This is a genomic window from Dactylosporangium sp. NPDC049525, assembly GCF_040676755.1.
Classification (GTDB): Bacteria; Actinomycetota; Actinomycetes; order Mycobacteriales; family Micromonosporaceae; genus Dactylosporangium.
The window spans coordinates 59342-80424 of the sequence record NZ_JBFAPO010000016.1; the positions used below are offsets into that span (position 1 = coordinate 59342).

Below are 21083 nucleotides of genomic sequence, written 5' to 3' on the forward strand. Positions count from 1 at the left end.
AGCTGTGCCAGCCCCGTTCACGCCTTCTTCGGCCGCGCCGTCCCCGGTCACGCGATTTCCAGCTTGACGTCGATGTTGCCGCGGGTCGCGTTCGAGTACGGGCAGACCTGGTGCGCCGCGTCGACGAGCTGCCGGGCGACGGCCGGGTCGACATCGGGCAGGGTGACCGTCAGCGTGACGTCGAGCCCGAATCCGCCGCCGCCGCTGGGTCCGATGCCGACGCGGGCGTTGACCTGGCTGCCTTCGACGGACGCCTTGGCGCGGCGGGCGACGACCCGCAGTGCGCTGTGGAAGCAGGCCGCATAGCCGGCGGCGAACAGCTGCTCAGGGTTGGTCGCCCCACCGGCACCGCCCATCTCCTTGGGAACGGCGACGTCGACGTCGATGATGCCGTCGGAGCTGGCGACATGGCCGTCGCGTCCGTCGCCGGTGGCGGTGACGTCAGCTGTGTACAGGACTGCCATCGGGAGTGTCTCCTTGCAGATCGGTGAGTCCGTGCAGGTCGGTGGGCGCTGCGCCGCTGAGTGCGGTGCTGGTGAGAGTGGTGCTGGTGACTGCGGCGCCGTTGAGCGCGGCGGTGAGGCGCACCAGGGTTTCGCGCAGGGCGTCGAGCTCGCCGATGCCGAGGCCGCCTTCGCAGACGAGCCGGGCGGGGACGGCGCGGGCCTGTTCGCGTAGTGCGGTGCCCGCGCCGGTGAGCCGGACCGTGACGGACCGTTCGTCGTCGGCACGCCGTGAGCGCGTGACGAGGCCGGCCGCCTCGAGTCGTTTGAGCAGCGGGGAGAGGGTGCTCGAATCGAGCCGCAGTGCGGCGCCGATCTCCTTGACGGTCTGCGCCTCGTGCTCCCAGAGCACGAGTAGGACGAGGTACTGCGGGTACGTGATGCCCAGCTCGTCGAGCAGCGGACGGTATCGCGCGGTGACGGCTCGCGAAGCCGTGTACAGCGCAAAGCACACCTGCTGGTCGAGTGCCAAGACATCCCTCACACCGAAAACGTAGCACACGATTCAGTCGTGCACGATTTAACGTTGCCTCAGTCACTCGAACCATCGCCCGCCACCCCACCGCCCGCCCGCGGTTCCCGAGCCGGACGCGAGGCATTGACACTTTTGTTGGTTAGCGGCAAAGTTCTGTCTGTAGCAACGGAAGGTGCGTCGGCGCGCTCCTCCTCCCCCCGTGATCGCGATGGTCCCGCACAGGCCCGCGATCCAGTCGGAAGGAGCACGTCACGTGCGTACACCCGGTTGGAAACTGATCGCCGCGACCGCTGTCGCGGCTGTCCTCGCCGCGAGTGGCGCGGCCGCCCCCGCAGCCGCCGCCCCCGCGTACAAGGTCCTCGTCTTCTCCAAGACGGCGGGCTTCCGTCACAGCTCGATCCCCAACGGCATCGCCGCCGTGCAGGCCCTCGGCACCGCCAACAACTTCGCCGTCGACACGACCGAGGACGCGGCCGCGTTCACGACCGCGAACCTCGCCCAGTACAAGGCCGTCGTGTGGCTGTCGACCACCGGTGACGTGCTCAACGCCACGCAGCAGACCGCGTTCGAGTCGTACATCCGCGCTGGCGGCGGCTACGTCGGCGTGCACGCCGCGGCCGACACCGAGTACACCTGGCCGTGGTACGGCAACCTCGTCGGTGCCTGGTTCAGTTCGCACCCCGCACAGCAGCAGGCGACGATCAAGGTCGAGGACCGCGCCAACCCCGCCACCGCGCACCTGCCGCAGACCTGGGCCCGCACCGACGAGTGGTACAACTACCAGACCAACCCCCGCAGCACCGCCAAGGTGCTGATGAGCCTCGATGAAACCTCCTACTCGGGAGGATCGATGGCCGGGGACCATCCCATCTCCTGGTGCAAGCAGTTCGACGGCGGCCGCTCCTGGTACACCGGACTCGGCCACACCGAAGCGTCTTACACCGAGGCGAACTTCACCGCTCACCTCCTCGGCGGCATCAAGTGGGCCGCGGGCCAGGTCCAGGCCGACTGCCGCCCCGAGACCGGCTACCAGGCGCTGTTCGACGGCAGCCAGACCAGCCTCAACCAGTGGCGCCAGGCCGGCCCCGGCGGGTTCACGCTCGCCGACGGCACCCTCACCTCGTTCGGCGGCATGGGGCTGCTCTGGTACCCGGTGAGCCAGTTCTCCAACTACTCGCTCAAGGTCGACTGGCAGATGCCCGGCGACGACAACGGCGGCGTCTTCATCGGATTCCCCGACCCCGTCGGCGACCCGTGGGGCCCGGTCAACACCGGCCACGAGATCCAGATCGACGCCACTGACGCCGACCCGTCCCGCACCACCGGCAGCGTCTACAGCTTCAAGGCCCCCGACGCCGCACTGCGCGCCGCGGCACTCAACCCGCCGGGCCAGTGGAACACGTACGAGATCGGCGTGCACGGCCAGCGGGTCGAGATCTGGCTCAACGGCGTGAAGATCAACGACTACACCAGCACCAGGGCGATCCAGTCCGGCTACATCGGCGTGCAGAACGACGGTGCCGGCGCCGACATCTTCTACCGCAACATCCGGATCAGGACCGACGGCACGCCACCCGCCACCGACATCGCCCGCGGCAAGACCGCGACCGCGTCGTCCGTCGAGCCGAACAGCACCCTGGTCGCCGCGAACGCCGTCGACGGCAACGCCGCCACCCGCTGGGGCAGCGTCCACGCCGACCCGCAGTGGCTGCAGGTCGACCTCGGCGCCTCGTACAACCTCAACCGGGTCCGGATCAACTGGGAGGCCGCGTACGCGAAGGCGTACCAGATCCAGACCTCACCCGACGGGGCCGCCTGGACCAACGTGTTCACCACGACCACCAGCGACGGCGGCGTCGACGACGTCACCCTGACCGGCACCGGCAGATACGTCCGCGTGAACCAGACCCAGCGTGGCACGCAGTGGGGCTACTCGATCTGGGACCTCAACGTGTACGGCACCCCGGCGAGCACCGGACCGCAGTCGCTGTGCCGCAACTGCCCGGTGACGGTGTCGTCGGTCGAGTCCGGCAGCCCGCACACCGGCGCGAATGCCGTCGACGGCAACGTCGCCACCCGCTGGGGCAGCGCGTACGCCGATCCGCAGTGGATCCGGCTCGACCTCGGCGCCACCAGGTCCATCACCCGGGTGCGGCTCAACTGGGAGACGGCGTACGGCAAGGCGTACCAGATCCAGACCTCACCGGACGGCAACACCTGGACGGACATCTACACGACGACGACCGGCGACGGCGGCATCGATGACCTGGCGGTCACCGGCTCCGGACGGTACCTGCGGGTCAACGGCACCCAGCGCGGCTCCCAGTGGGGGTACTCCCTCTGGGAACTCGAGGCCTGGGGCTCCTGACAGCTTGAGGGACGGCACAGCTTGAGGGACGGCACAGCCTGAGGGGTGGCGCAGCTTGAAGGCGGCAGCCTGAAGGTGGGTGGCACAGCCTGAGGGCAGCGCCTGCTTGGCGCGGCGCATACTCCTGGGCATGCGTCGTTCGGGACGGTACGGCTCGGTGCGGTGGTTCGCGGTGGTCTCCTCGGCCACCGCACCGGTCCTGCTCATCGGCGGCTGGATCCTGGCCGCCGCGCTCCAGCCCGCCGGCTTCGACTCGCTCAGGGGCACGATCAGCGCCCTCGCCGGCCACAACGCCACCGACCGGTGGGTGATGACCGTGGCGCTGCTCGGCGTCGGCGTCTGCCACTGCGTCACCGCCCTCGGCCTGCGCCCGATCGCGACCCCGGCCAGGGTCATGCTCGCCGCCGGCGGGATTGCCACGGTCCTGGTCGCCGCGTTCCCGCTGCCCCGCAGCGGCTCGTCCGGGGCGCATCAGCTGGCGGCGACGGTCGCGTTCGGCTGCCTCGCGCTGTGGCCCGCGCTGAGCCGCGTCTCGGGCAGCGCACCTCAACCGGTCCCGCCGGCCCTGATGCGAGCCGCGACCGGCGTGCTGGTCACGCTCGTCGTGCTCTTCTGCGTAGCGCTCGCCGCCGGTGTACTGGTAGGGCTCGCCGAACGGGTCGCCGCCGGCGCCCAGTCGCTCTGGCCTTTGACAACGGTCCTCGCCCTCCACCCCAGAACCCGTGCCGCCCTGGGATTGACTCGAGCCGCCGGCTGACTCCCGCCGGTCGGTTGCGTCCTCTGCCCGTCGTGCCCTCTGCCGGTCGTGTCCGCTGCCGGTCGTGCTCCACCGCCAGCCGCAGCTCAGGTTCAGCGGCCGGCGATGATCAGGTCGGCTGCCCTCTCCGCGATCATGTAGACCGGTGCCATCGTGTGGCCCCGGTTGATCATCGGTAGCACCGAGGCGTCCACGACCCGTAGCCCGGCCAGTCCCCGTACCCGCAGCGAAGGGTCGACCACAGCGGCGTCGTCGGTGCCCATCCGGCACGTGCCGACCGGGTGGTACAGCGTCTCCGAGTGCCGGCGGATCGACTCCGCGAGCCCGTCGTCGTCGAGGACCCCCGTGTACGGCTCCATCGGCACACCGACGAACGGTGCGAGTGCCGGTGATCGGGCGAGACGTTCCGCCACCCGTACACCCCAGATCAGACGCCGCAGGTCGGCCTCGTCGCTGAGATAGCCGGGCTCGATCACCGGCGGCTCGGCGGCGGTCGGCCCGGCGATCCCGACCGTCCCGCGGCTCCGTGGCTGCAGGAGCACCACCCCGATCGTCAACCCGTGCGCCGGCGGCGGCACCATCCCGTGCTCGACGAACGGCACCGGCGCGAAGATCAGCTCGATCTCCGGCGGCGTACCGGGGTCCGGGGCGATGAACGCGACGGCCTCCGCGACGTTCGACGACAGCATCCCGGTCCGCCCGAACAGGTAACGGGCAACGTTGCCGAGGGACTCCGCCGCGAACATCGTGATCGGCTGCGGGCACGTCACGACGATCCCGGTGGACAGGTGGTCCTGCAGGTTCGCGCCGACGCCGGGCAGTTCGTGGACCGGTTCGACCCCGGCGGCCCGCAACGCGTCAGGGTCGCCGATGCCGGACAGCTGCAGGATCTGCGGTGTGTTGACGGCGCCGGCACACAACAGCACCTCCCGCTTCGCCGTCACCTCGTGCACGGATCCGTCGCTGCCGCGGTACGACACGCCGATGACCCGACGCGCAGCCTTGCCCGGACCTGACAGGCGCAGCCGGTCGACGGTCGCGCCGGTGCGCACGGTCAGGTTCGGGCGTCGCCGTGCCGGCCGCAGGTACGCGTCGGCGGCGCTGAACCGGGCGCCCCTGCGCTGGGTGACGGGCGTGGGCGAACAGCCACTGTTGTCGGGCCCGTTGAGGTCGGCCTGCGCCGGGATCCCCTCGGCGACGCACGCCTCGAGGAACGCGGCCGTGATCCGGTTCGGGCTGCGCAGCTCGTCGATCCACAATGGACCGCTGGTGCCGTATGTGCTGCCGCCCTGTGCGGTGCTGCCCTGTGTGGTGCTGAGCTGTGCAGGGCTGAGCTGTGCGGCACTGTCCTGTGCGGTGCTGCGGTCTGTGGCGCCGACGCGGCGTTCGATCTTCTGGAAGTACGGCAGCACCTCCGCGTACGACCAGCCTTCGATGCCCCACCCGTCGTAGTCGGCGGCGCAGCCCCGGATCCACATCTGCGCGTTGATCGACGTGGAGCCGCCGAGGGTCTTCCCCCGCGGCCAGAACAGCTCCCGGTCGGCGAGCCGCGGTTGTTTGACGGTGCGGTAGTTCCAGTCGTACGGCGTGGCGAACATCTTGCTGAACGCCGCCGGGATTCGGATCTCCCTGGCCTTGTCCGGCCCGCCGGCCTCCAGCAGCAGCACGGTCGTGCCCGCATCCGCGGAGAGCCGGTTGGCCAGCACACAACCGGCCGGCCCGGCGCCCACGATCACATAGTCGAACACCGTCTGCCCGACGTTTCCAGTCTGTTCTGTACTTCCAGACTGTCCGGCACTTCCAGTCCGTTCGGCTTTTCCAGACTGTTCGGTGCTTCCAGACTGATCGATCTTTCCAGGCTGTGCGAAGTCCTCAGCAGGCATGGCGGGCCTCCTTGGCAACCGACCATACGCCGACTTCAAGCTCCAGGGGAGTGCCCTCAGCCGACGCCGACAGCGCCGTCCGGCTCCGCCGCCACGACCCCGCCCGCCGCGTCGAATGCGGTCAGGTCCCGGACCTGCGCCGGCTGCCCGTTCGTACCGGCGGGCGCGGGCACCCGCAGCCACCACACGTGCACGGCCGGGTTCTCGCTCCACGCGGCGGACCTTGCGGTCATGGGCGTCCCATCGACCGTGAGGGCCACCTTCGTGACGTCGCCGACGACGTACCCGGTGATGAACCGGTCCTGACCGGAGCCGACCTCCCACCCGGCGTGGAACCCGACGTCACCCGGCCCGGTCCCGGCCACGTCCGGGTCGTTCGTGACCCCGATGAGCGCCAGCCGACCGTCCGGCCCGCGCTGCCCGACGGCCTGCAGGAACCGATCGTCGTGTACTGCGAACCAGAGCGTCAGCTCCCCCCCGGCGGTCGCCTCACCGGTGGCGATCGTGGTCACCGGTTCGACGACGGCGTATTCCGAGCCGGCGTCAGCGGACGTAGCAGTGGACGCATCAGTCGAGGTGCCGGCTGAGCGACCGCCGGCTGACGGTCCGGCAGTGGCCGGTGGTGCACCGACCGTGGCACCCTCCGGACCGGATCCGGCGCTGCCGACCCCGCTGAGCACCCCGCCGGCCGTGGCGCCCGCGACAAGCAGGACCGCCGCGGACGCGACCCCGATCCGGGTCTGCCGCCGCCGGGCGCCCCGCCGCCGGAGCTCCTCGACCGTGACCCCCAACTGGTCCGGCGCGGCCGTCGCGACGTCGGTGAGCTGCTCACTGAGCCGCTCGCTCAGCTGCAACACGGTGTTCACAGGCGCAGTGTTCACAGGCGCAGCGCTCACAGGCTCAGTGCTCATGATGGTTCTCCCTGGGCGGTACGAACGAAGAGGCGTTCCTCACGCAGCGCTGGGCTGACCCGCAGCTTGGCGAGGGCCCGCGAGCAGACGGACTTGACCGTGCCGACGCTGACGCCGAGGGTCTGCGCCGTCTGCTGTTCGGACAGGTCGGCGTAGTAGCGGAGCACGATCGCGGCCCGCTCCCGCCGGGTCAGCGACTGCAGCGCCGCGACCAGCGCTGCCCTGTCCTCCACGGCGCCCTGACCCCCGTCGTGGGTGCCGGTGTCGGGCAGGTCGGCGCGAGGCTGCTCGCGCCACGGCCGGCGCCGCAGCCAGTCCGTGTGCAGATTGACCATGACCCGCCGGGCGTAGCTGAGCGCGTCGTCGTGCCGGACCCGGTGCCACGCGCCGTACGTCCGGATCAGCGTGTTCTGCGCGAGGTCCTGCGCCTGTTCGGCGTCACCGGTCAGCAGCCAGCCGAGCCGCAGCAACGGCTGGGTCGCCGCGGCGGCGAACTCGTCGAAGTCGCGCATACCCCCTACTACGAGCGCTCCCCGTCAAAGGTTGAGAGCTTCGCCGGATTCGCGATCTGGAACAGGTCCTGGATCCGCCCGTCAACGACGCTGACACACATCGTGTACTGGTAGCTCGCGTCCACGAGCAGCGCGTACTGCCCGTTGACCCCGGTCGGCGCGGCCGTGAACGGCGTCCCGGCGGCCCGGGCGCGGTCGCGCATGATGCCGACGAAGAACCGCACGACCTTCGCCCGCCCGCGGATCGGGTTCAGGGCCGTCCGCACCTTGCCGCCGCCGTCGTTCCACGCGATCACGTCGTCGTGGAGCAATTGTTCGAGGCCTTCGATGTCGCCGTCGCGGGCGGCCGCCACGAACCCGTCGAGGAGCCGTGCGTGCTCCGCCGGGTCGGTGCTGAACCTGGCCCGTCCGGCGAGCGCGGCCCCGGCCCGCCGGTGCAACTGCCGGCAGTCCTCCTCGCTGCGGTCCAGGATCGCCGCGATCTCCGCGTACGGCAGCTCGAACGCGGTCCGCAGCACGTACACGGCCCGCTGCGGCGGTGTCAGCCGCTCCATCAGGTGCAGCACCGCGATCGACAGGTCCGACGTGTCGATCACATCTTCCAGGCCATGTGCCATTCCGCCACTGGCCACGCCACCGCCGGCCACGCCACCGCCGGCCACGCCACTGCCGAACGGTCCGCCGCCGGAGAGGCCGCCGGGCCCACCACCGGCGTGTCCGGCCACTGCGAACCCGGAGCGGTCCCGTCCCGCACCGGCGAGCCCTGCCGCGGCGGACCGGCCGCCGGCGAATCCACGAGCCGAAGCACCGGCACCCGAAGAGCCACTGCCGGCAAACCCTGTGCCGGAAAGCCATGTGCCGGCGGACGCGCCCCAGGAGGAGCTGGTGTGGACCGGCTCCGGCAGCCACGTCCCGACGTACTCCTCCCGCCGTGCCTGCCGGGCGCGGAGCGCGTCGATCGCGAGCCGCGCCACCACCCTGGTCAGGTAGCGGCGCGGCTCGACGACCTCGGAGCGGTCGGCGCGGGTCCACCGCAGGTACGCCTCCTGGAGGACGTCCTCGGCGTCGTACAGCGTGCCGAGCAGGCGGTACGCCAGCCCGAGCAGCATCCGCCGGTGCGCGAGGAACTCCTCGTTCATGCGGTCGGCGGCTGGCTCCCGCTCGCCTGGCTGGTTGGCTGGCTCGTGGCTGGCTGGCTCGTGGCTGGCTGGCTCGTGTTCGGCTGGCTCCTGGTCGGCACGGCGAGACGGTTCCACACGTTGATCGTTGCAATGACCATGAGGAGGTCCGCAACCCCCTCCGTGCCGTAGTGCTCGACGGCGGTGTCCCACACGTCGTCCGGCACCCCGTGCTCGCCCAGCCGGGTGACGTGGTCGGTGAGGTCGAGCGCGGCGCGTTCCTTGTCGTCGAAGAACGGCCCTTCCCGCCACGCCGAGACGGCGAACAGCTTCCGGCTGTCCTCTCCCTCGGCGAGCGCCTCCGTGGTGTGCAGGTCGACGCAGAACGCGCACCCGTTCAGGATCGACGCCCGGAGCTTGAGCAGGTGCAGCAGTGCCGGGTCGACGTGCGCCCGGATGTACTTCTCCAGTCCCAGCACGGCCTGGTACGCGTCGGGCTTGATTTCGCTGAGCGACATTCGTTGCTTCATGCAGTGACGACGGGGGAGCCCACCCGGAACGTGACAACTCCGGGTCCCGCTCCGGTGTGTCGTGCGCCACGGCGGTGCGTCAGGCGACGATTTTCGCGCCGAGCTGGAGGAGCCGGCCGAGGTCGTCGGCGTTGCGCCACGTCTGGTCGATGAGCGGGCGGTCCGGCGTACCGGCGATCCGGTGCACGAACGTCGCGGTGAACACCTGGGTCCGGCCGTTGCTCGGCACCCCGAGGAACGTTTCCTGGTCGCAGGTGTTGACGGCACGAACCACGACCCGGTCGCCCTCGGCGATCACGTCCTGCGCCGCCCATTCCTGCTCGATCTTCCCGAACGTGCCGAACAGGATCCGGATGCCTTCCGGCCCGGCCGGCAGCCCCGGCGGCCCGCCGGTCATCGTCCACGTGGGCGTCACGAGGGCGCAGAGCGCGTCGATGTCGTGCGCCGCGACGAGCTCTAGGAACCGGATCGCCAGCTGCTTGTTCGCCGCGACAGCAGCGGCGCTTGATGTCACTGAGGCAGTAGTCATAGATGCAGCAGTCATACGTCGACTCTGCCGCCTCCGTCGCAGGTGGGCGATCGTGCAGGCACTAGGGTTCGACGGTGTGGACACCACCCGCACCCCGTCAGCCTGGCGACACCTGCCGTCACCGGCCAGGGCGATCGCCACCGCCGCCGCGGCCGCAGTGGAGGCGGCTCACGGTCGCGACAAGGAAGCGTTCGACATAGCCGTCGAGCAGCTCGCCGCCCTCGACGCCGAGCAGGTCGGCCTGGTCCTCGGCGCCGTCGTGCGCACCCTGCTCGAGGACCTGCACCCCGACGGCCTCGACGGCGACGACGTGCGCGCCGCCCTGGAGCACGCGGTGCGCTCGGCAGCCGAGTGGCAGGACGTCGACCCGCAGGTCATGGTCGTGCTGCTCGTCGGTGCCCTCGGCGTACAGGACGACAACGACGACGAAGGTCGCCCGTCACCGCAGGCTCTGGCGAGGCATGCCCCGCTGCTGCTCGTCGACCTGCTCCAGATGCGTCCGTTCTCCCGCTACCTGCAGGCCGCATTCACCGAGATCGAACGCGCGCAGACCCAGGACCTGTGACGGCGGCTGCCCGCCGTCAGGCGATGCTGATTTACCGTCAGGCGACGCAGTCTTACCGTCAGGTGGTGCGGAACCCCGACCGGAACCGCCGGAAGAACCCTCCCTCGTAGGGCAGTGCCGGTCCTGGCGCCGGCGCCACCGCACGCTGCCGTGCGATCGGCCGGTCGTACTCGGTACGGGCGATCGCGTCGACGACCTGCGCCTCGGTGAAGAGTTCCGAGCCTTCGATCATCGGTACGTACCCGACGAGCATCCCGTCCCGCATCACCTGCGCCTCCAGGCCCGCGGTGCCGTCGGTGTCCCACACGGCGCTGCGCCCGTCCGGCAGCGCGATGCGCACCCCGAATGCCGACAGGCCGGCCTTCGCCAGTTCCAGATGTGCGGGTACGCCCCGCTCCCGCAGAGTGTCGACCACCCGCCGTGCCTTGTGCTCATCCATGCGCCGAAGCTAACGCGCCACGCTGGAAGCGAACCGAGAGTCCGCCGTGAGCAGGCTTGGACAGCCCGCCCGGAGCGCGGGACAGCATTGAAGCCGGTGCCATGACGGTGGCACCGGCTCCAGCGAACTGCGGTGGCTCCTACTTCGAGGGCTCCGGCAGGTCGCAGTTGATCTTCGGGTTGACACCCAGATAGTTCAGTGGTCCGGCGACGATCGTCACGAGGATCGTGCCGGTCTTCGCGCAGTTGGTGTCGTCGCTGTCGAAGTAGCCGCGCTGCCCTGCCGCGATCACGCCGATGATCAACCAGATGACGAGGATGACCCCGCCGATACCGGATCCTCTGCCCACGGGACTGCCTCCATCTATCGAACGAACTCGTCTTCTTCGAATCGACGGTTGAATACCCCGCAGCCCATGTGACGCAAACCCGCCCGGTGATCTTCCTCGCTGTCTGGTTGGCAGCAATGGGGGAGTCAGGGCCACGGGCCTGCTCGTACGGTTCCACTCGTTCCCTGATCCACCTGAACGCAGCACCCTGAACGCAGCACCCTGAACGCAGCACCCTGAACGCAGCACCCTGATCGGCATTCGAAGGAGCCACAGATATGAGCGACGAGTACACCCCGTTCACCACCGACCTCGACGGTGACGGCGTCGAGGACCAGGCCGTGATCTACACCACCGACGACGGTGCCAACGTCATCGTCGGTGACCTCAACGGCGACGGCGAGGCCGACTTCGCCGCCCTCGACGAGGACGGCAACGGCGTCTACGAGCAGTCGTACAACGCCCTCACCGACGAGTACACCGACCTGACCGCAGACCCGGCGTACACCGCAGAGCCGACCGACACCGCTGAGTACGACGGCTCAGGCGGCAACCTCGACGGCGACGTCAGCGCCGCCGACACCGCCGCCGACACCGGCGCGAGCACCGGCGGCTACTACGACGCGGCCGCGGTCTCCGACATGATGGCGATGCAGCACGAGACCAGCATGGCGATCATCAACAACATCTGAAGCGGCGTGCCGTATACATGACTGGCCGTATACAACGCCTGCCGAATACAAGAACGGGCGCGGTGCCGTGTGGCGCCGCGCCCGTCGCGCCGTTCGCGTCCCCGTACCGCTGAAGCACAACCCGCTGGAGCACAACCGTGTCAGAGTTCAGCCTGCTGCTCGTCGTCGACCTGGTCGGCATCGCCGTGTTCGCCGCCTCGGGCGCGGCCGCCGGCGTCGCGAAGCGGCTGGACCTGTTCGGGGTCGTGTTCGTCGGGTTCATGGCGGCCCTCGGCGGCGGCATCCTGCGGGACGTGTTCGTCAACGTTCAGCCGTTCGCGTTCGTCGACTGGCGGTACGCGGCCGTCGCCGTGGTCACCTCCGCGGCGACGTTCTGGCTGCATCCGACGGTCAGCCGGCTGCACTGGACGGTCCTGGTCCTCGACGCGGCGGGCCTCGGCCTGTTCACCGTGACCGGCACGTTGAAGGCGCTCGACGCCGGCATCCCGCCCGTCGGCGCCTGCATCATCGGCATGATCACCGGAATCGGCGGCGGGCTGATCCGAGACCTGCTCACCGGCGAGATCCCCACGGTGCTGCGGCGCGAGATCTACGCCGTGGCCGGCCTGAGCGGGTGTGCCTCGGTCGCGGCGCTGGACGCGCTGCACATGCAGCGGCCGGTGAGCATCGCCCTGGCCGCGGTGCTCGTCTTCGTCCTGCGAATGATCGCGCTGCGCCGCAACTGGTCCGCGCCGACGGCCTCATAACCGTTCGGGAATTCCTGACATGAGGTGGCAGGAACCGGCGGCAGGATGAGGGCATGTCTGGATTCGCCACGCTCATCATGGTCAACATCGATTGCGCCGAGCCGCCGGTGCTCGCCACCTTCTACAGTGAGGTCCTCGGTTGGGAGGTGACCCACACCCAGGCCGAGTACGCGATGATCAGCGACGGCACCACGTCGATCGGCTTCGGCCAGATCGAGGGCTACACCACCCCGACGTGGCCCGAGGGCCCCGTGCCGAAGCAGTTCCACCTCGACTTCTACGTCGACGACCTCACCGACGCGGAGGAGCGCGCGCTCAAGCTCGGTGCCACCCGCCCCGACTTCCAGCCCGCACCCGACCGGTACGTGGTGCTGCTCGACCCGGCCGGCCACCCGTTCTGCGCCTGCCTGCGTTCGTAGCCTGCCTGCGTTCGTAGCTTGCCTGCGTTCGTAGCCTGCCAGCGGTCTCAGCCTGCGAGCTCAGCGAGTCAGTGAGGACGACGACACCGACGGGGGCCGGGCGCCGAGGAAGAAGATGCCAGGGAACCCCTGGGTCTCGAACCCGGCGCTCGGGTTCTTCCGCAGCGTCGAGCTCTCGATCGACATCGTGCCGGTGCGGTCGTTGCTGACGAAGAACACCGCCCCGCCGCCCTCGTTCGCCTTGTTCTGCTCGACGAGCGTCCCGGCGAGCCGGACCGTGAACAGGTTGCCGTCGCAGTAGATCGCGCCACCGCTGCCGCCGCCCGGCGTGCCGCCGCGGGCCGGGTTGGCGCCCCTGCCGACCGCCGAGTTGTACGACAGCACGCTGTTCAGCACCACCCACGACACGCCGATGCTGCTCAGGGCGCCGCCGTTGGCGCAGACGCCGCCCTGGCCGGAGGCGCCGCCGAAGGTGCTGCCCACGATGTACACCGGCTGGTTGTGGAACTGGCTGAGGACCCGGATCGCGGCGCCGCCGAGGTCCGGGCCGGTCTGGTCACAGCGGTTGCGCACGAACCGCGAGTTGACGACCTTGAACCGCCCGCCGCGCACGAAGATCGCACCGCCGCCGCCACCCTCCGCGGTCTCGCCGGTGGAGTTACCGTCCGCGAACGTCAGGTTCTGCACCGTCAGCGACGGGTGGTCCTGGTCCTGGCAGTGCGACGTGGTCCAGCCCTGGTTCTTGTCACAGGTGTTCATGTACAGGATGCGCCGCCGGCCCTCGCCGCTGAGCGTCACCTTGCCACCACCGTCGAGCACGATCTTCGCACCCTGCACGTTCTTGACCTTCGCGGTGGCCTTCATGGCGATCGTCACCGGCTCCGGCCCGCAGTTGAACGTGATGATCCCGCCCGCGCCGACCGCCGACACGACCGCCTCGGAGGTGCAGCTGCCCGCGCTGCCGTTGCCGACGACCCTGGTCGGTTTCGACGTGTCGACGGCCCTCGCCTCGGCCGGCACGGTCGCCCGCCCGTTCGGGTTGCCCTGCGCGGGCATGGCCGCCGCCGCGGAGGCGCTCGCGGTTGCGTTCTGCGTCGCCGGTACGGACGGCGCGGCGCTCACCGCCGTACCGGCGCCGCTGGCTGCGGGCGCGCTGGACGCGGGTTTCGCCGGTGACCCGCCGCAGCCGGCGAGCGCGAGAACGACGGTCGTCAGTGCAGCAGCCGCGGTGCGTCGTCGCATCCGGCGATCCTACGGCGGGTCAGCACGGCGGGGTCAGCACGGCGGGTCAGTGCACCAGTCAGCGTGGTGGGTTGGGTGCGCTGTCGCGGGCCGCCGTCGCGTGCCCGATGAACTCCTGGAACCTGGCGAACTGCATCGGGTCCAAAGTCAGCGTCGTGCCGCCGAGGACCTGCTCGCCGTAGCTCAGGCCGACCTGCACCTTGTACCGGTCGCCCTTCGGCTTCACGTAGACGCCGAGGAACGCGACGTGGTAACGCTGAGTGTCCTGGCCGTGTCGCCGGAAGATCTCCAGGACCCGCCCGTCGAGGACGAGGATCTGGTCGTCGTGCAGGAACTCGATCGCCATGCGGCGACCATAGTCGACCATGTCACCGCGGCCCTCTCACCAGGATCCCAGTCACCACGAGCCCTGTCACCTGGCGAGCTGTCGTTCCCAGTCCACGGCCGCGGCCTCCAGGGACTCCGGGTCGAGGTCGAGGGTCACCGGGTAGTCGTAGGTGCGGTCGCGTTCCTCGCCGAGCCACGGCGGCGCCGCCGTCAGGGAGAACCCGATCGTGACGCGGGGCTGGAGGTGGTCGTGCTCCTCCAAGGTGAACGTCAGGCTCGGCGCCGCGAACGTCAGCCGGTGCGGCAGCTCCAGCCGTCCCTTCGCGGCCCGCAGGAGCCAGCCACCGAGCGTCGCCCCCTCCGCCGCGGTCAGGCACGCGTCGCGGAACGTCCACGCCCGCCCGTCACCGGCGTCGACGATCCCTTCGACGACGAGCAGCGCACCCGGGTCCCGCCCTGGCGTGGTGCTGGTGCGGTCCACGACGCGGAGTTCGACGGTTGCGCCGCCCGGTGCTTCCAGCTTCACGACCTCAACCTCACTGAGCATGCAGTCATCACGGCAACGCCTGACCCAGCCAGCATCGCAAGCTGGGCCGCCTGAGCGCACCGGACGTTCGGCCGGACGCTGCCCTCCCCGGCGGCGGTCGCTGCCCTCTCCAGCGGCGGTCGCTGCCCTCTCCAGCGGCGGTCGCTGCGCTCCCCAGCGGCGGTCGCTACCGTGACGGGATGACGACGAGACCTCAGCTGGCGGAGCTGCTCGACATGGCGCCGCACCCGGAAGGCGGCTGGTTCCGGGAGACGTGGCGTTCGCCGGTGACGTTCGCCCCCGACGGCTATGACGGCCCCCGCAACGCGGCGACCGCCATCTACTTCCTGCTGCATCCGGGCGAGGAGTCGGCGTGGCACGTGGTCCGCTCCGACGAGCTGTGGTTCTGGCACTCGGGCGGTCCGCTCGCCCTGCGCCTCGGCGGCTCCGGTGACCGTCCCGGCGACGGCCCGACCGCACTCCTGGGCGGCGACGTCGCCGCGGGGGAGCGCCCTCAGGTGCTGATCCCCGCCGGCGTGTGGCAGGCCGCGACCCCGACCGGCACCGAACCCGTCCTCGTCAGCTGCGTCGTCGCCCCGGGCTTCGACTTCGCCGACTTCCGCCTGGCGACCTGACCGAACGGTCCACATCGGACCCGATGCTGTCCGATGTGGACCGTCAAGGTGACCGGCTTGCTACGGAACGCCTGACACAGACCCGCTGACACGGACCTGCTGGCACAGACCTGCTGGCACAGACCCGCTGGGTCAGTCCTGCTGGGTCAGCCGACCCGCCTGGCGAAACGGAACGAGTAGATCGGCGAGATCTTCACCCCGCCGCGTTCGGTCGAGGCGTGCACGATCCGCCCCCCGCCGATGTAAATGCCGACGTGGCCCACCGACGGGAACACCAGGTCGCCGGGGCGCAGCTCACCGCGGCCGACGGCCCGCCCGACCCCGGCCAGCCCACCGGTCTGGTGCGGCAGGGAGATCCCAACCTGCCGGTACGCGGCCGCGACCAGCCCCGAACAGTCGAACCGGTCGGGCCCGACAGATCCGAACCCGTACCCCTTGCCGACCTGAGCGAGCGCGAACCCGACAACCCCGCCACCCCCGCTGAACCCACTGCCGCCGAGCCCACTGCTGCTGGCACGCGGTGTTGTGGCGCGCGGTGTTGTGAGGCGCGGTGTCGCAGCGCGCGGCGCCGTTTTGCGTGCTGTCGCGGCGCGTGGGCTCGACCCGCGCTGCCGGCCGGGACCTGTCCGCGGCGTGGCTTGCCCGAGCCGGCCGGCCTGCTGCGCCGATCGAGCTCGTTTCGCGGTGCCGTCGGCCGCCCCCGCGGCGGTCGCCGACAGATTCGCCGTGCCCCCGACCTGCGCGCCCTCTTGCGTCCCCCCGACCAGTGCAGCGTCCGAGGCGCCGCCAGGCTGGCCCACGCCACCTGCCAGCCCACCCCGGGCCCGCAGGGCGCTCCTGCTCGCGGCACGAATCTCGCGAAGTTCCGCGCGCTCGTCGACCGTGGTCCCCCGGTAGTACGCGATCGAGTGGACGCCCGCCGGTGGTGCCGCCGTGCTGATCCGGTTGCTGTGGCTCGCTCCCGCGTACTCCTGGGAGCCGTGTGCCGGCCCGCTCCCGGCGACGGTGCACAGCATCACGCAGAGCACGGTGCCGAGGCCGTACCGGAAATTGGTGCTACGGATGACACTCCGTGTGTTCGCCGCGGTGACGCTGCGGCGGGCCGCCCCGTCGGGACGGCGCAACAGATGTGTGGACAGTGCGACTCCCCGCTAGGCCCGGGGCTCTCCTGCGCTCTCCGGTGGCCCCGCCGCGGCGTGCACGTCTGCGTGCGCTGTCACGGTCTGGGCCGTGCCTCCCAGCGGCAAAACCGCCGGAACGCATGTGCCGGAAACCCGGGCAATGATGGTTGCCAGCTGCCACATTCCCACAGTTTCCGAATAAGTCCGGCTTTTTACCCAAATTGCCATTGGCGGGCACTTTTCCGTCCGTACCCACGAGCAACAGCGCGAGTCGATCAACCGCCGACCGGCCGAACAGCCAGGCCACAGCAGGGACTCAGCAGAAACTCAGCCAGGAACTCAGCTGGGAAACTCGACCTCGGACACGTCCGCGACCGTCGCCCGCAGCACTTCGACGGCCGCGCCGGCGTCAACGGCCAGCGCGACGCCGTGCCGCCCCCCACCGAGCGTGATCTCACGCCCGAGGATCCGCTCATCGGCAATCACCGGCCACGCCGTCGTCGAGCCGAACGGGGTGATCGTGCCGCGCTCATACCCGGTCGCGTCGCGGGCGGTCGCCGCGTCCGGCATCGACAGCCGGTTGACGCCGAGGAGGGCCCGCAACTTCGGCCAGGAGATGACCCGGTCACCGGGCACGAGCACGAACCGGTAGTCCCCGTCGCCGACCCGCACCACGATCGTCTTCACGACGTCGGGGACCGCCACGCCACGCGCCGCGGCGGCCTCGGCGAGGCTGCGGACCGGCCCGTGCTCGACGACCCGGAACGCGATCCCACTACCCTCAGCTGCCGCAACCGCAGGATTCCCCGAAAAACCCACGCCAGGATTCACACCAGGGTCCACAGGATTCACGGCCGGATTCGGCCCGCGGTCCGGCGCAGGTTCCGGGCCGGGATTCGGCGACATCGGCGCTCCGTTTCGTCAGTCCCCGCCACCGTACGCCAGCGCCCCGCCCCTACCCCCGCCCCGCCCTCACGCCCCGCCGCTACGCCACGAGCGGCCTGACCTCCTCCGCCACGAACCGCATGAACCCTTCCGGATCGGGGTCGTCGGCGGTCGGCTGGAGCACCACGGTGTCAGCGCCCGCCTCCGCCCACCGGTTGACCGCGTCGGCGACGGCATGCGCGTCCCCAGCCACCGACACGTCCTGCCCGTCGTGATACCCCCAGCGGACCCGCTCGGCCGCCATCCGCTCGGCGGCGCCGTCACCGGTCGCCGTGTGCAGGTACACGATCACCGGGTGCGGTCCGCTCCGCCCGGCCGCCTGCCGCCCTTCGTCGATGAGCCGCCGCGCCGCCCTGACCCCGTCGACATCCGTGCCACCGGACAGGATCGTCCCGTCAGCCACCTCCCCAGCGAGCCGCAACGTCTTCGGCCCGGTAGCCCCGACCAGCATCCCAGGATTCAGCACCCCAGCCGCAGTCCCAACTGCTCCGGCCGCAGCCGCCCCCACGGACGCTGCCGTAGGAGGCCAGTCGAGGGCGACCCCGTCGAGCCGCACATACCTGCCCTGGACGCTGACCCGCTCCCCGCCGAGCAACGCCCGCAGCGCCGTCACGTATTCGCGAAGCAGCGTCACCGGCGACTCGGGACGCGCACCGACCTGCCCCATCCAGTCCTGCACCCCGTGCCCCACCCCGACGAGCGCCCGCCCCGGGAACAGCCGATAGAGCGTCGCCAGCTCCATCCCCGTCAACGCCACGTTGCGCAGCGGGACCGGCAGCAACCCCACCGCGACCCGCAGCCGCTCCGACCACGCGAGGGCGGCCGCCGCGGTCGCCACCCCGCTCTCGAGGAAACAGTCCTCCCACAGCCACAGCTCTTCCAGCCCGCTCTCGTCGGCGGCACGAACCACGGCACGCAGCCGCTCGGGTGGCAACTGCGGCACGAACACGGCACCAAGCGTCGTCATCCCGCCATGCTGCCAGCCCCGCCAACCCGCCGGACGCCCATCACCCCGTATTCCCGACCCCCACGACATCCCCGACCCCCACGACCCGCGCACCTATGACCATAAGCGCACATCAACACCGACGTCAACTCCGTCAATCGGTGGCGGCATACACGACAAACCCAGCCGCCGGCACCGTGAGCAGCACCGCCTTACCGTTGCGCGCCTCGACGGTCACCGTCTGCCCGATCGCGCCGGCGTCCGTGGAGTACCGGCAGGTCAGCGTCGCGCCCGCGGCGTGCAGCCCGTCGTCGACCGTCACCCACACGGTCAGCGGCCCGGACAGGTCGGTGTTGATCGCGAGCAGCACCTCGTGGTCGGCGAAGATCCGCGACCACGGCACCACCGACCGCAGCGTCCCGGGCTCGGCCCGGCCCCACAGTTGCGGCAACCCGAACCCGATCCCGTCTCCGGAGATCTCCCGCAGGTACTGCCGCCCCCGCCGCAACGCCGGGACCCGCCGCCGCAGCGTGAGGATCTTCGCCAGTTCCACGTACACCGGCTGGGTCTCGTCGAAGGCGTGCCGGCCCCGGCTCCGGAACGGCCCGAAGTCCCCGCCGAACATCGCCTCTCGGATGTACCGGTCATGGCCCGGCAGGTCGTCAAGGTTCACCCCGGCGAAGCCCTCCCCGCCGAAGCGCCCGTCGAACAGCTGCTCGCTGCCGTAGTAGACGCACGGGATGCCGAGGGTCGTGGCGTTGAGCGCGAGCGCCGCGAGCGCCAGCCGCTGCCCGGCGTCGTCGGCGGCGAAGCGCGCCTTGGCCGGTCCCTTGCGGACCTGGTCGTGGTCGTCGTACCCGGTGACGACCCGGTCCCGGAACCACGCGTGCGAGTCGACGCCGACCTGCAGCGAGTTGCGGAACAGCGCGAAGTACTCCGCCGGGTTCCTGGCACCCTTGACCGTCCACTCGAGGCGGTCCTGGACGTCGGCGATGCCCAGCGCGGCGTCCATCCCGGTGGACTGCAGGGTCCGCACCGCGAACGCCCGGTCGCCGGTGATCTCGGCGATGAGGTAGAAGCGTTCCTTGCCGATCGACTGCGCGAACTCGTGGATGGCCGACGCGAAGTACCTGGCCGCCCCCTGATCCATGTGCTTGACCGTGTCGACGCGGAACCCGTCGAGGTCCGCGTACGCGATCCAATACTGGTACGCCCGGGTCAACGCGATCAGCGCCGGCGACGGCCGGTACTCGTCGGGGGAGCCCGTGCCGAGGTGGATGTCCTTCAGCTCCTCGAAGTCCCCCTCCACGTACTCGGGGAAACGGTCCCAGTCGACGATGCGGCCCTTGCCGGTGAACGTGCCGGCCCGCTGCAGTTCGACGGGCCGGACGGCACCGCCCGGGATGTCACGGAAGCCGCGGACCGGATACGGCCGGCCATTCCAGTCGGGCACGACGTCCGGCTCGTAGGCGAAGACGTCGCCGGCGTGGTTGAGCACGACGTCCAGGACGACCCGGATGCCGAGCCGGTGCGCCTCGTCGACCAGCTCGCGCAGGTCGTCGCCGGTACCGAAATGCGGGTCGACGGCGAGGAAGTCGTGGGTGCCGTAACCGTGGTACGTCCCGGCGGCCGGCACCTGACGCAGGATCGGGCTGACCCAGACGGCGGTGACGCCGAGGCGGCGCAGGTAGCCGAGCTTGGTCCGCAGCCCGGCAAGGGTGCCGCCGACCCAGTCGCCCCCGGCGGCCCGCCACGCCGCCGCCTCGTCCTCGGTGCCGACGGCGTTGCCGTGGTCACCGGGCAGCAGTGGCGGCGTGGCACCGTCCGGCACGGTCGCGCCGAGGTTGTCGCGGTAGCCCCGCTCCTGACCGTCCGAGAAGCGGTCGACGAGCAGGAAGTACAGGACCTCGTCCTCCCACGCCGCCGGTGACGGGTGGAAGACCCGGTCGGTCAGCGCACGGAAATCAATGTCCGCGACACTCCGCAAGTCCATGCGATGCGGCTCCATCCGACCACCGTCTCACGCTTCCAGCTGTTTGAGGATGGCCTTCACCCGGGCGGCCCGGCCGGCCGCGGTGCGCAGCTTGTGCAGCTGCAGGATCAGCAGGTACCGCTCGGTGGCGGCCAACGCCTCGAACGCCGCCTGCGCGGGTGCGGAACCGGCGAGCGCCGCCGCGAGGTCGGCCGGGATGGTGGCGGTGCGCTGCGACGGGTACGCCGCCGCCCACCGCCCGTCCGCCTGCGCCTTCGCGACCTCGGCCAGCCCCGCGGGCTGCATCCGGCCGGCCGCGATCAGCGCCTCGACCTTCGCCACGTTGACCTGCGACCACGTACTGCGAGGCCGGCGCGGCACGTACCGCTGCAGGAAATGCCGATCGTCGAACCCTTTGCGCTGCCCGTCGATCCACCCGAAGCACAACGCCACGTCGAGCGCCTCCATCACGGAGAGGCTGGCGACCCCGCTGCCTTTCTTGCCGATCAGGATCCATACCTCGGCGGTGTTCGCGTGGTGCGAGCCGAGCCAGGCCTCGAACGCCGCCGTGTCGGCGAACAGGATCGGTTCCAT

The 21083-nt window shown here is 70.6% G+C and carries 24 protein-coding genes and 1 pseudogene; 7 read left to right on the forward strand and 18 right to left on the reverse strand.

What is annotated here, in order from left to right; translation table 11 throughout:
* Window positions 1–47: 47 nt before the first annotated feature.
* Window positions 48–464, reverse strand: coding sequence for an organic hydroperoxide resistance protein (locus AB0K00_RS23315; RefSeq protein WP_363523593.1), 417 nt, complete (start codon window positions 462–464; stop codon window positions 48–50).
* Window positions 465–564: 100 nt separating this feature from the next.
* A pseudogene (locus AB0K00_RS23320) lies at window positions 565–987 on the reverse strand (MarR family transcriptional regulator); the annotation flags it as partial.
* A gap of 244 nt (window positions 988–1231) precedes the next feature.
* On the opposite strand from AB0K00_RS23320, the gene AB0K00_RS23325 reads away from it, so the two are divergent.
* A complete protein-coding gene (locus tag AB0K00_RS23325; protein ID WP_363523594.1) occupies window positions 1232–3346 on the forward strand; it encodes a ThuA domain-containing protein in 2115 nt (704 codons plus the stop codon).
* Window positions 3347–3476: 130 nt separating this feature from the next.
* On the forward strand, window positions 3477–4103 hold the full coding sequence (locus AB0K00_RS23330; RefSeq protein WP_363523595.1) for a DUF998 domain-containing protein: 627 nt from the start codon (window positions 3477–3479) through the stop codon (window positions 4101–4103).
* Between the two features lie 92 nt (window positions 4104–4195).
* Here AB0K00_RS23330 and AB0K00_RS23335 read toward each other — a convergent pair whose 3' ends face one another.
* From AB0K00_RS23335 to AB0K00_RS23360, 6 genes are all read right to left on the reverse strand, one after another.
* Window positions 4196–5851, reverse strand: coding sequence for a GMC family oxidoreductase N-terminal domain-containing protein (locus AB0K00_RS23335; protein ID WP_363523596.1), 1656 nt, complete (start codon window positions 5849–5851; stop codon window positions 4196–4198).
* 191 nt (window positions 5852–6042) lie between these two features.
* Window positions 6043–6852 (reverse strand): hypothetical protein, encoded by an 810-nt coding sequence (locus AB0K00_RS23340; protein ID WP_363523597.1) that lies wholly within the window; start codon window positions 6850–6852, stop codon window positions 6043–6045.
* A gap of 41 nt (window positions 6853–6893) precedes the next feature.
* Entirely contained in the window at window positions 6894–7409 is a 516-nt protein-coding gene (locus tag AB0K00_RS23345; protein ID WP_363523598.1) for a SigE family RNA polymerase sigma factor, read from the reverse strand.
* A gap of 8 nt (window positions 7410–7417) precedes the next feature.
* Window positions 7418–8548 carry a sigma-70 family RNA polymerase sigma factor gene (locus tag AB0K00_RS23350; RefSeq protein WP_363523599.1) on the reverse strand — a complete coding sequence of 377 codons (1131 nt, stop codon included), beginning with the start codon at window positions 8546–8548 and terminating at the stop codon, window positions 7418–7420.
* Complete coding sequence (locus AB0K00_RS23355) at window positions 8545–9045, reverse strand: carboxymuconolactone decarboxylase family protein (protein ID WP_363523600.1); 501 nt, start codon at window positions 9043–9045, stop codon at window positions 8545–8547. The genes AB0K00_RS23350 and AB0K00_RS23355 overlap by 4 nt, the downstream gene beginning before the upstream one ends.
* 91 nt (window positions 9046–9136) lie before the next feature.
* The gene (locus tag AB0K00_RS23360; protein WP_363523601.1) at window positions 9137–9586 is read right to left on the reverse strand and encodes a nuclear transport factor 2 family protein; all 450 of its coding nucleotides are present in this window, start codon (window positions 9584–9586) and stop codon (window positions 9137–9139) included.
* Between the two features lie 52 nt (window positions 9587–9638).
* On the opposite strand from AB0K00_RS23360, the gene AB0K00_RS23365 reads away from it, so the two are divergent.
* Window positions 9639–10151 carry a hypothetical protein gene (locus AB0K00_RS23365; protein WP_363523602.1) on the forward strand — a complete coding sequence of 171 codons (513 nt, stop codon included), beginning with the start codon at window positions 9639–9641 and terminating at the stop codon, window positions 10149–10151.
* A 58-nt stretch (window positions 10152–10209) separates the two neighbouring features.
* On the opposite strand, the gene AB0K00_RS23370 is transcribed toward AB0K00_RS23365, so the two are convergent.
* Window positions 10210–10590 (reverse strand): hypothetical protein, encoded by a 381-nt coding sequence (locus AB0K00_RS23370; RefSeq protein ID WP_363523603.1) that lies wholly within the window; start codon window positions 10588–10590, stop codon window positions 10210–10212.
* A 139-nt stretch (window positions 10591–10729) separates the two neighbouring features.
* Window positions 10730–10939 (reverse strand): hypothetical protein, encoded by a 210-nt coding sequence (locus AB0K00_RS23375; protein ID WP_363523604.1) that lies wholly within the window; start codon window positions 10937–10939, stop codon window positions 10730–10732.
* A 257-nt stretch (window positions 10940–11196) separates the two neighbouring features.
* Between AB0K00_RS23375 and AB0K00_RS23380 the strand changes: the two genes are divergently transcribed.
* The 3 genes from AB0K00_RS23380 (at window position 11197) to AB0K00_RS23390 (ending at window position 12775) form a co-directional block, all read left to right on the forward strand.
* Window positions 11197–11610 (forward strand): hypothetical protein, encoded by a 414-nt coding sequence (locus AB0K00_RS23380; protein WP_363523605.1) that lies wholly within the window; start codon window positions 11197–11199, stop codon window positions 11608–11610.
* Between the two features lie 137 nt (window positions 11611–11747).
* The gene (locus tag AB0K00_RS23385; protein WP_363523606.1) at window positions 11748–12356 is read left to right on the forward strand and encodes a TRIC cation channel family protein; all 609 of its coding nucleotides are present in this window, start codon (window positions 11748–11750) and stop codon (window positions 12354–12356) included.
* A 53-nt stretch (window positions 12357–12409) separates the two neighbouring features.
* Window positions 12410–12775, forward strand: coding sequence for a VOC family protein (locus AB0K00_RS23390; RefSeq protein ID WP_363523607.1), 366 nt, complete (start codon window positions 12410–12412; stop codon window positions 12773–12775).
* Window positions 12776–12835: 60 nt separating this feature from the next.
* Here AB0K00_RS23390 and AB0K00_RS23395 read toward each other — a convergent pair whose 3' ends face one another.
* From AB0K00_RS23395 to AB0K00_RS23405, 3 genes are all read right to left on the reverse strand, one after another.
* Complete coding sequence (locus AB0K00_RS23395) at window positions 12836–14017, reverse strand: hypothetical protein (protein ID WP_363523608.1); 1182 nt, start codon at window positions 14015–14017, stop codon at window positions 12836–12838.
* 58 nt (window positions 14018–14075) lie between these two features.
* Window positions 14076–14363, reverse strand: coding sequence for a hypothetical protein (locus AB0K00_RS23400; protein WP_363523609.1), 288 nt, complete (start codon window positions 14361–14363; stop codon window positions 14076–14078).
* Between the two features lie 66 nt (window positions 14364–14429).
* Complete coding sequence (locus AB0K00_RS23405) at window positions 14430–14891, reverse strand: hypothetical protein (protein ID WP_363523610.1); 462 nt, start codon at window positions 14889–14891, stop codon at window positions 14430–14432.
* A gap of 179 nt (window positions 14892–15070) precedes the next feature.
* Here AB0K00_RS23405 and AB0K00_RS23410 point away from each other — a divergent pair, with 179 nt between their 5' ends.
* On the forward strand, window positions 15071–15505 hold the full coding sequence (locus AB0K00_RS23410; protein WP_363523611.1) for a cupin domain-containing protein: 435 nt from the start codon (window positions 15071–15073) through the stop codon (window positions 15503–15505).
* A gap of 146 nt (window positions 15506–15651) precedes the next feature.
* Here the strand turns inward: AB0K00_RS23410 and AB0K00_RS23415 are convergent, their stop codons facing one another.
* From AB0K00_RS23415 to AB0K00_RS23435, 5 genes are all read right to left on the reverse strand, one after another.
* A complete protein-coding gene (locus tag AB0K00_RS23415; RefSeq protein ID WP_363523725.1) occupies window positions 15652–16521 on the reverse strand; it encodes a C40 family peptidase in 870 nt (289 codons plus the stop codon).
* Between the two features lie 444 nt (window positions 16522–16965).
* Window positions 16966–17445, reverse strand: a complete 480-nt coding sequence (locus AB0K00_RS23420) for a YbaK/EbsC family protein (protein WP_363523612.1) — start codon at window positions 17443–17445, stop codon at window positions 16966–16968.
* Window positions 17446–17611: 166 nt separating this feature from the next.
* Window positions 17612–18538: an LLM class flavin-dependent oxidoreductase gene (locus tag AB0K00_RS23425; protein ID WP_363523613.1), complete on the reverse strand. Its 927-nt coding sequence runs from the start codon at window positions 18536–18538 to the stop codon at window positions 17612–17614.
* 133 nt (window positions 18539–18671) lie between these two features.
* A complete protein-coding gene (locus tag AB0K00_RS23430) occupies window positions 18672–20510 on the reverse strand; it encodes an alpha-amylase family glycosyl hydrolase (protein WP_363523614.1) in 1839 nt (612 codons plus the stop codon).
* A 27-nt stretch (window positions 20511–20537) separates the two neighbouring features.
* Window positions 20538–21083, reverse strand: coding sequence for a YdeI/OmpD-associated family protein (locus AB0K00_RS23435; RefSeq protein WP_363523615.1), 546 nt, complete (start codon window positions 21081–21083; stop codon window positions 20538–20540).

Coding starts and splice junctions, on each gene's coding strand:
- AB0K00_RS23395 (WP_363523608.1), bottom strand. CDS start 14,017: ATGCGACGACGCACCGCGGCTGCTGCACTGACGACCGTCGTTCTCGCG.
- AB0K00_RS23390 (WP_363523607.1), top strand. CDS start 12,410: ATGTCTGGATTCGCCACGCTCATCATGGTCAACATCGATTGCGCCGAG.
- AB0K00_RS23370 (WP_363523603.1), bottom strand. CDS start 10,590: ATGGATGAGCACAAGGCACGGCGGGTGGTCGACACTCTGCGGGAGCGG.
- AB0K00_RS23315 (WP_363523593.1), bottom strand. CDS start 464: ATGGCAGTCCTGTACACAGCTGACGTCACCGCCACCGGCGACGGACGC.
- AB0K00_RS23380 (WP_363523605.1), top strand. CDS start 11,197: ATGAGCGACGAGTACACCCCGTTCACCACCGACCTCGACGGTGACGGC.
- AB0K00_RS23405 (WP_363523610.1), bottom strand. CDS start 14,891: ATGCTCAGTGAGGTTGAGGTCGTGAAGCTGGAAGCACCGGGCGGCGCA.
- AB0K00_RS23435 (WP_363523615.1), bottom strand. CDS start 21,083: ATGGAACCGATCCTGTTCGCCGACACGGCGGCGTTCGAGGCCTGGCTC.
- AB0K00_RS23355 (WP_363523600.1), bottom strand. CDS start 9,045: ATGTCGCTCAGCGAAATCAAGCCCGACGCGTACCAGGCCGTGCTGGGA.
- AB0K00_RS23415 (WP_363523725.1), bottom strand. CDS start 16,521: ATGCTGTGCACCGTCGCCGGGAGCGGGCCGGCACACGGCTCCCAGGAG.
- AB0K00_RS23330 (WP_363523595.1), top strand. CDS start 3,477: ATGCGTCGTTCGGGACGGTACGGCTCGGTGCGGTGGTTCGCGGTGGTC.
- AB0K00_RS23400 (WP_363523609.1), bottom strand. CDS start 14,363: ATGGCGATCGAGTTCCTGCACGACGACCAGATCCTCGTCCTCGACGGG.
- AB0K00_RS23350 (WP_363523599.1), bottom strand. CDS start 8,548: ATGAACGAGGAGTTCCTCGCGCACCGGCGGATGCTGCTCGGGCTGGCG.
- AB0K00_RS23410 (WP_363523611.1), top strand. CDS start 15,071: ATGACGACGAGACCTCAGCTGGCGGAGCTGCTCGACATGGCGCCGCAC.
- AB0K00_RS23430 (WP_363523614.1), bottom strand. CDS start 20,510: ATGGACTTGCGGAGTGTCGCGGACATTGATTTCCGTGCGCTGACCGAC.
- AB0K00_RS23360 (WP_363523601.1), bottom strand. CDS start 9,586: ATGACTACTGCCTCAGTGACATCAAGCGCCGCTGCTGTCGCGGCGAAC.
- AB0K00_RS23345 (WP_363523598.1), bottom strand. CDS start 7,409: ATGCGCGACTTCGACGAGTTCGCCGCCGCGGCGACCCAGCCGTTGCTG.
- AB0K00_RS23425 (WP_363523613.1), bottom strand. CDS start 18,538: ATGACGACGCTTGGTGCCGTGTTCGTGCCGCAGTTGCCACCCGAGCGG.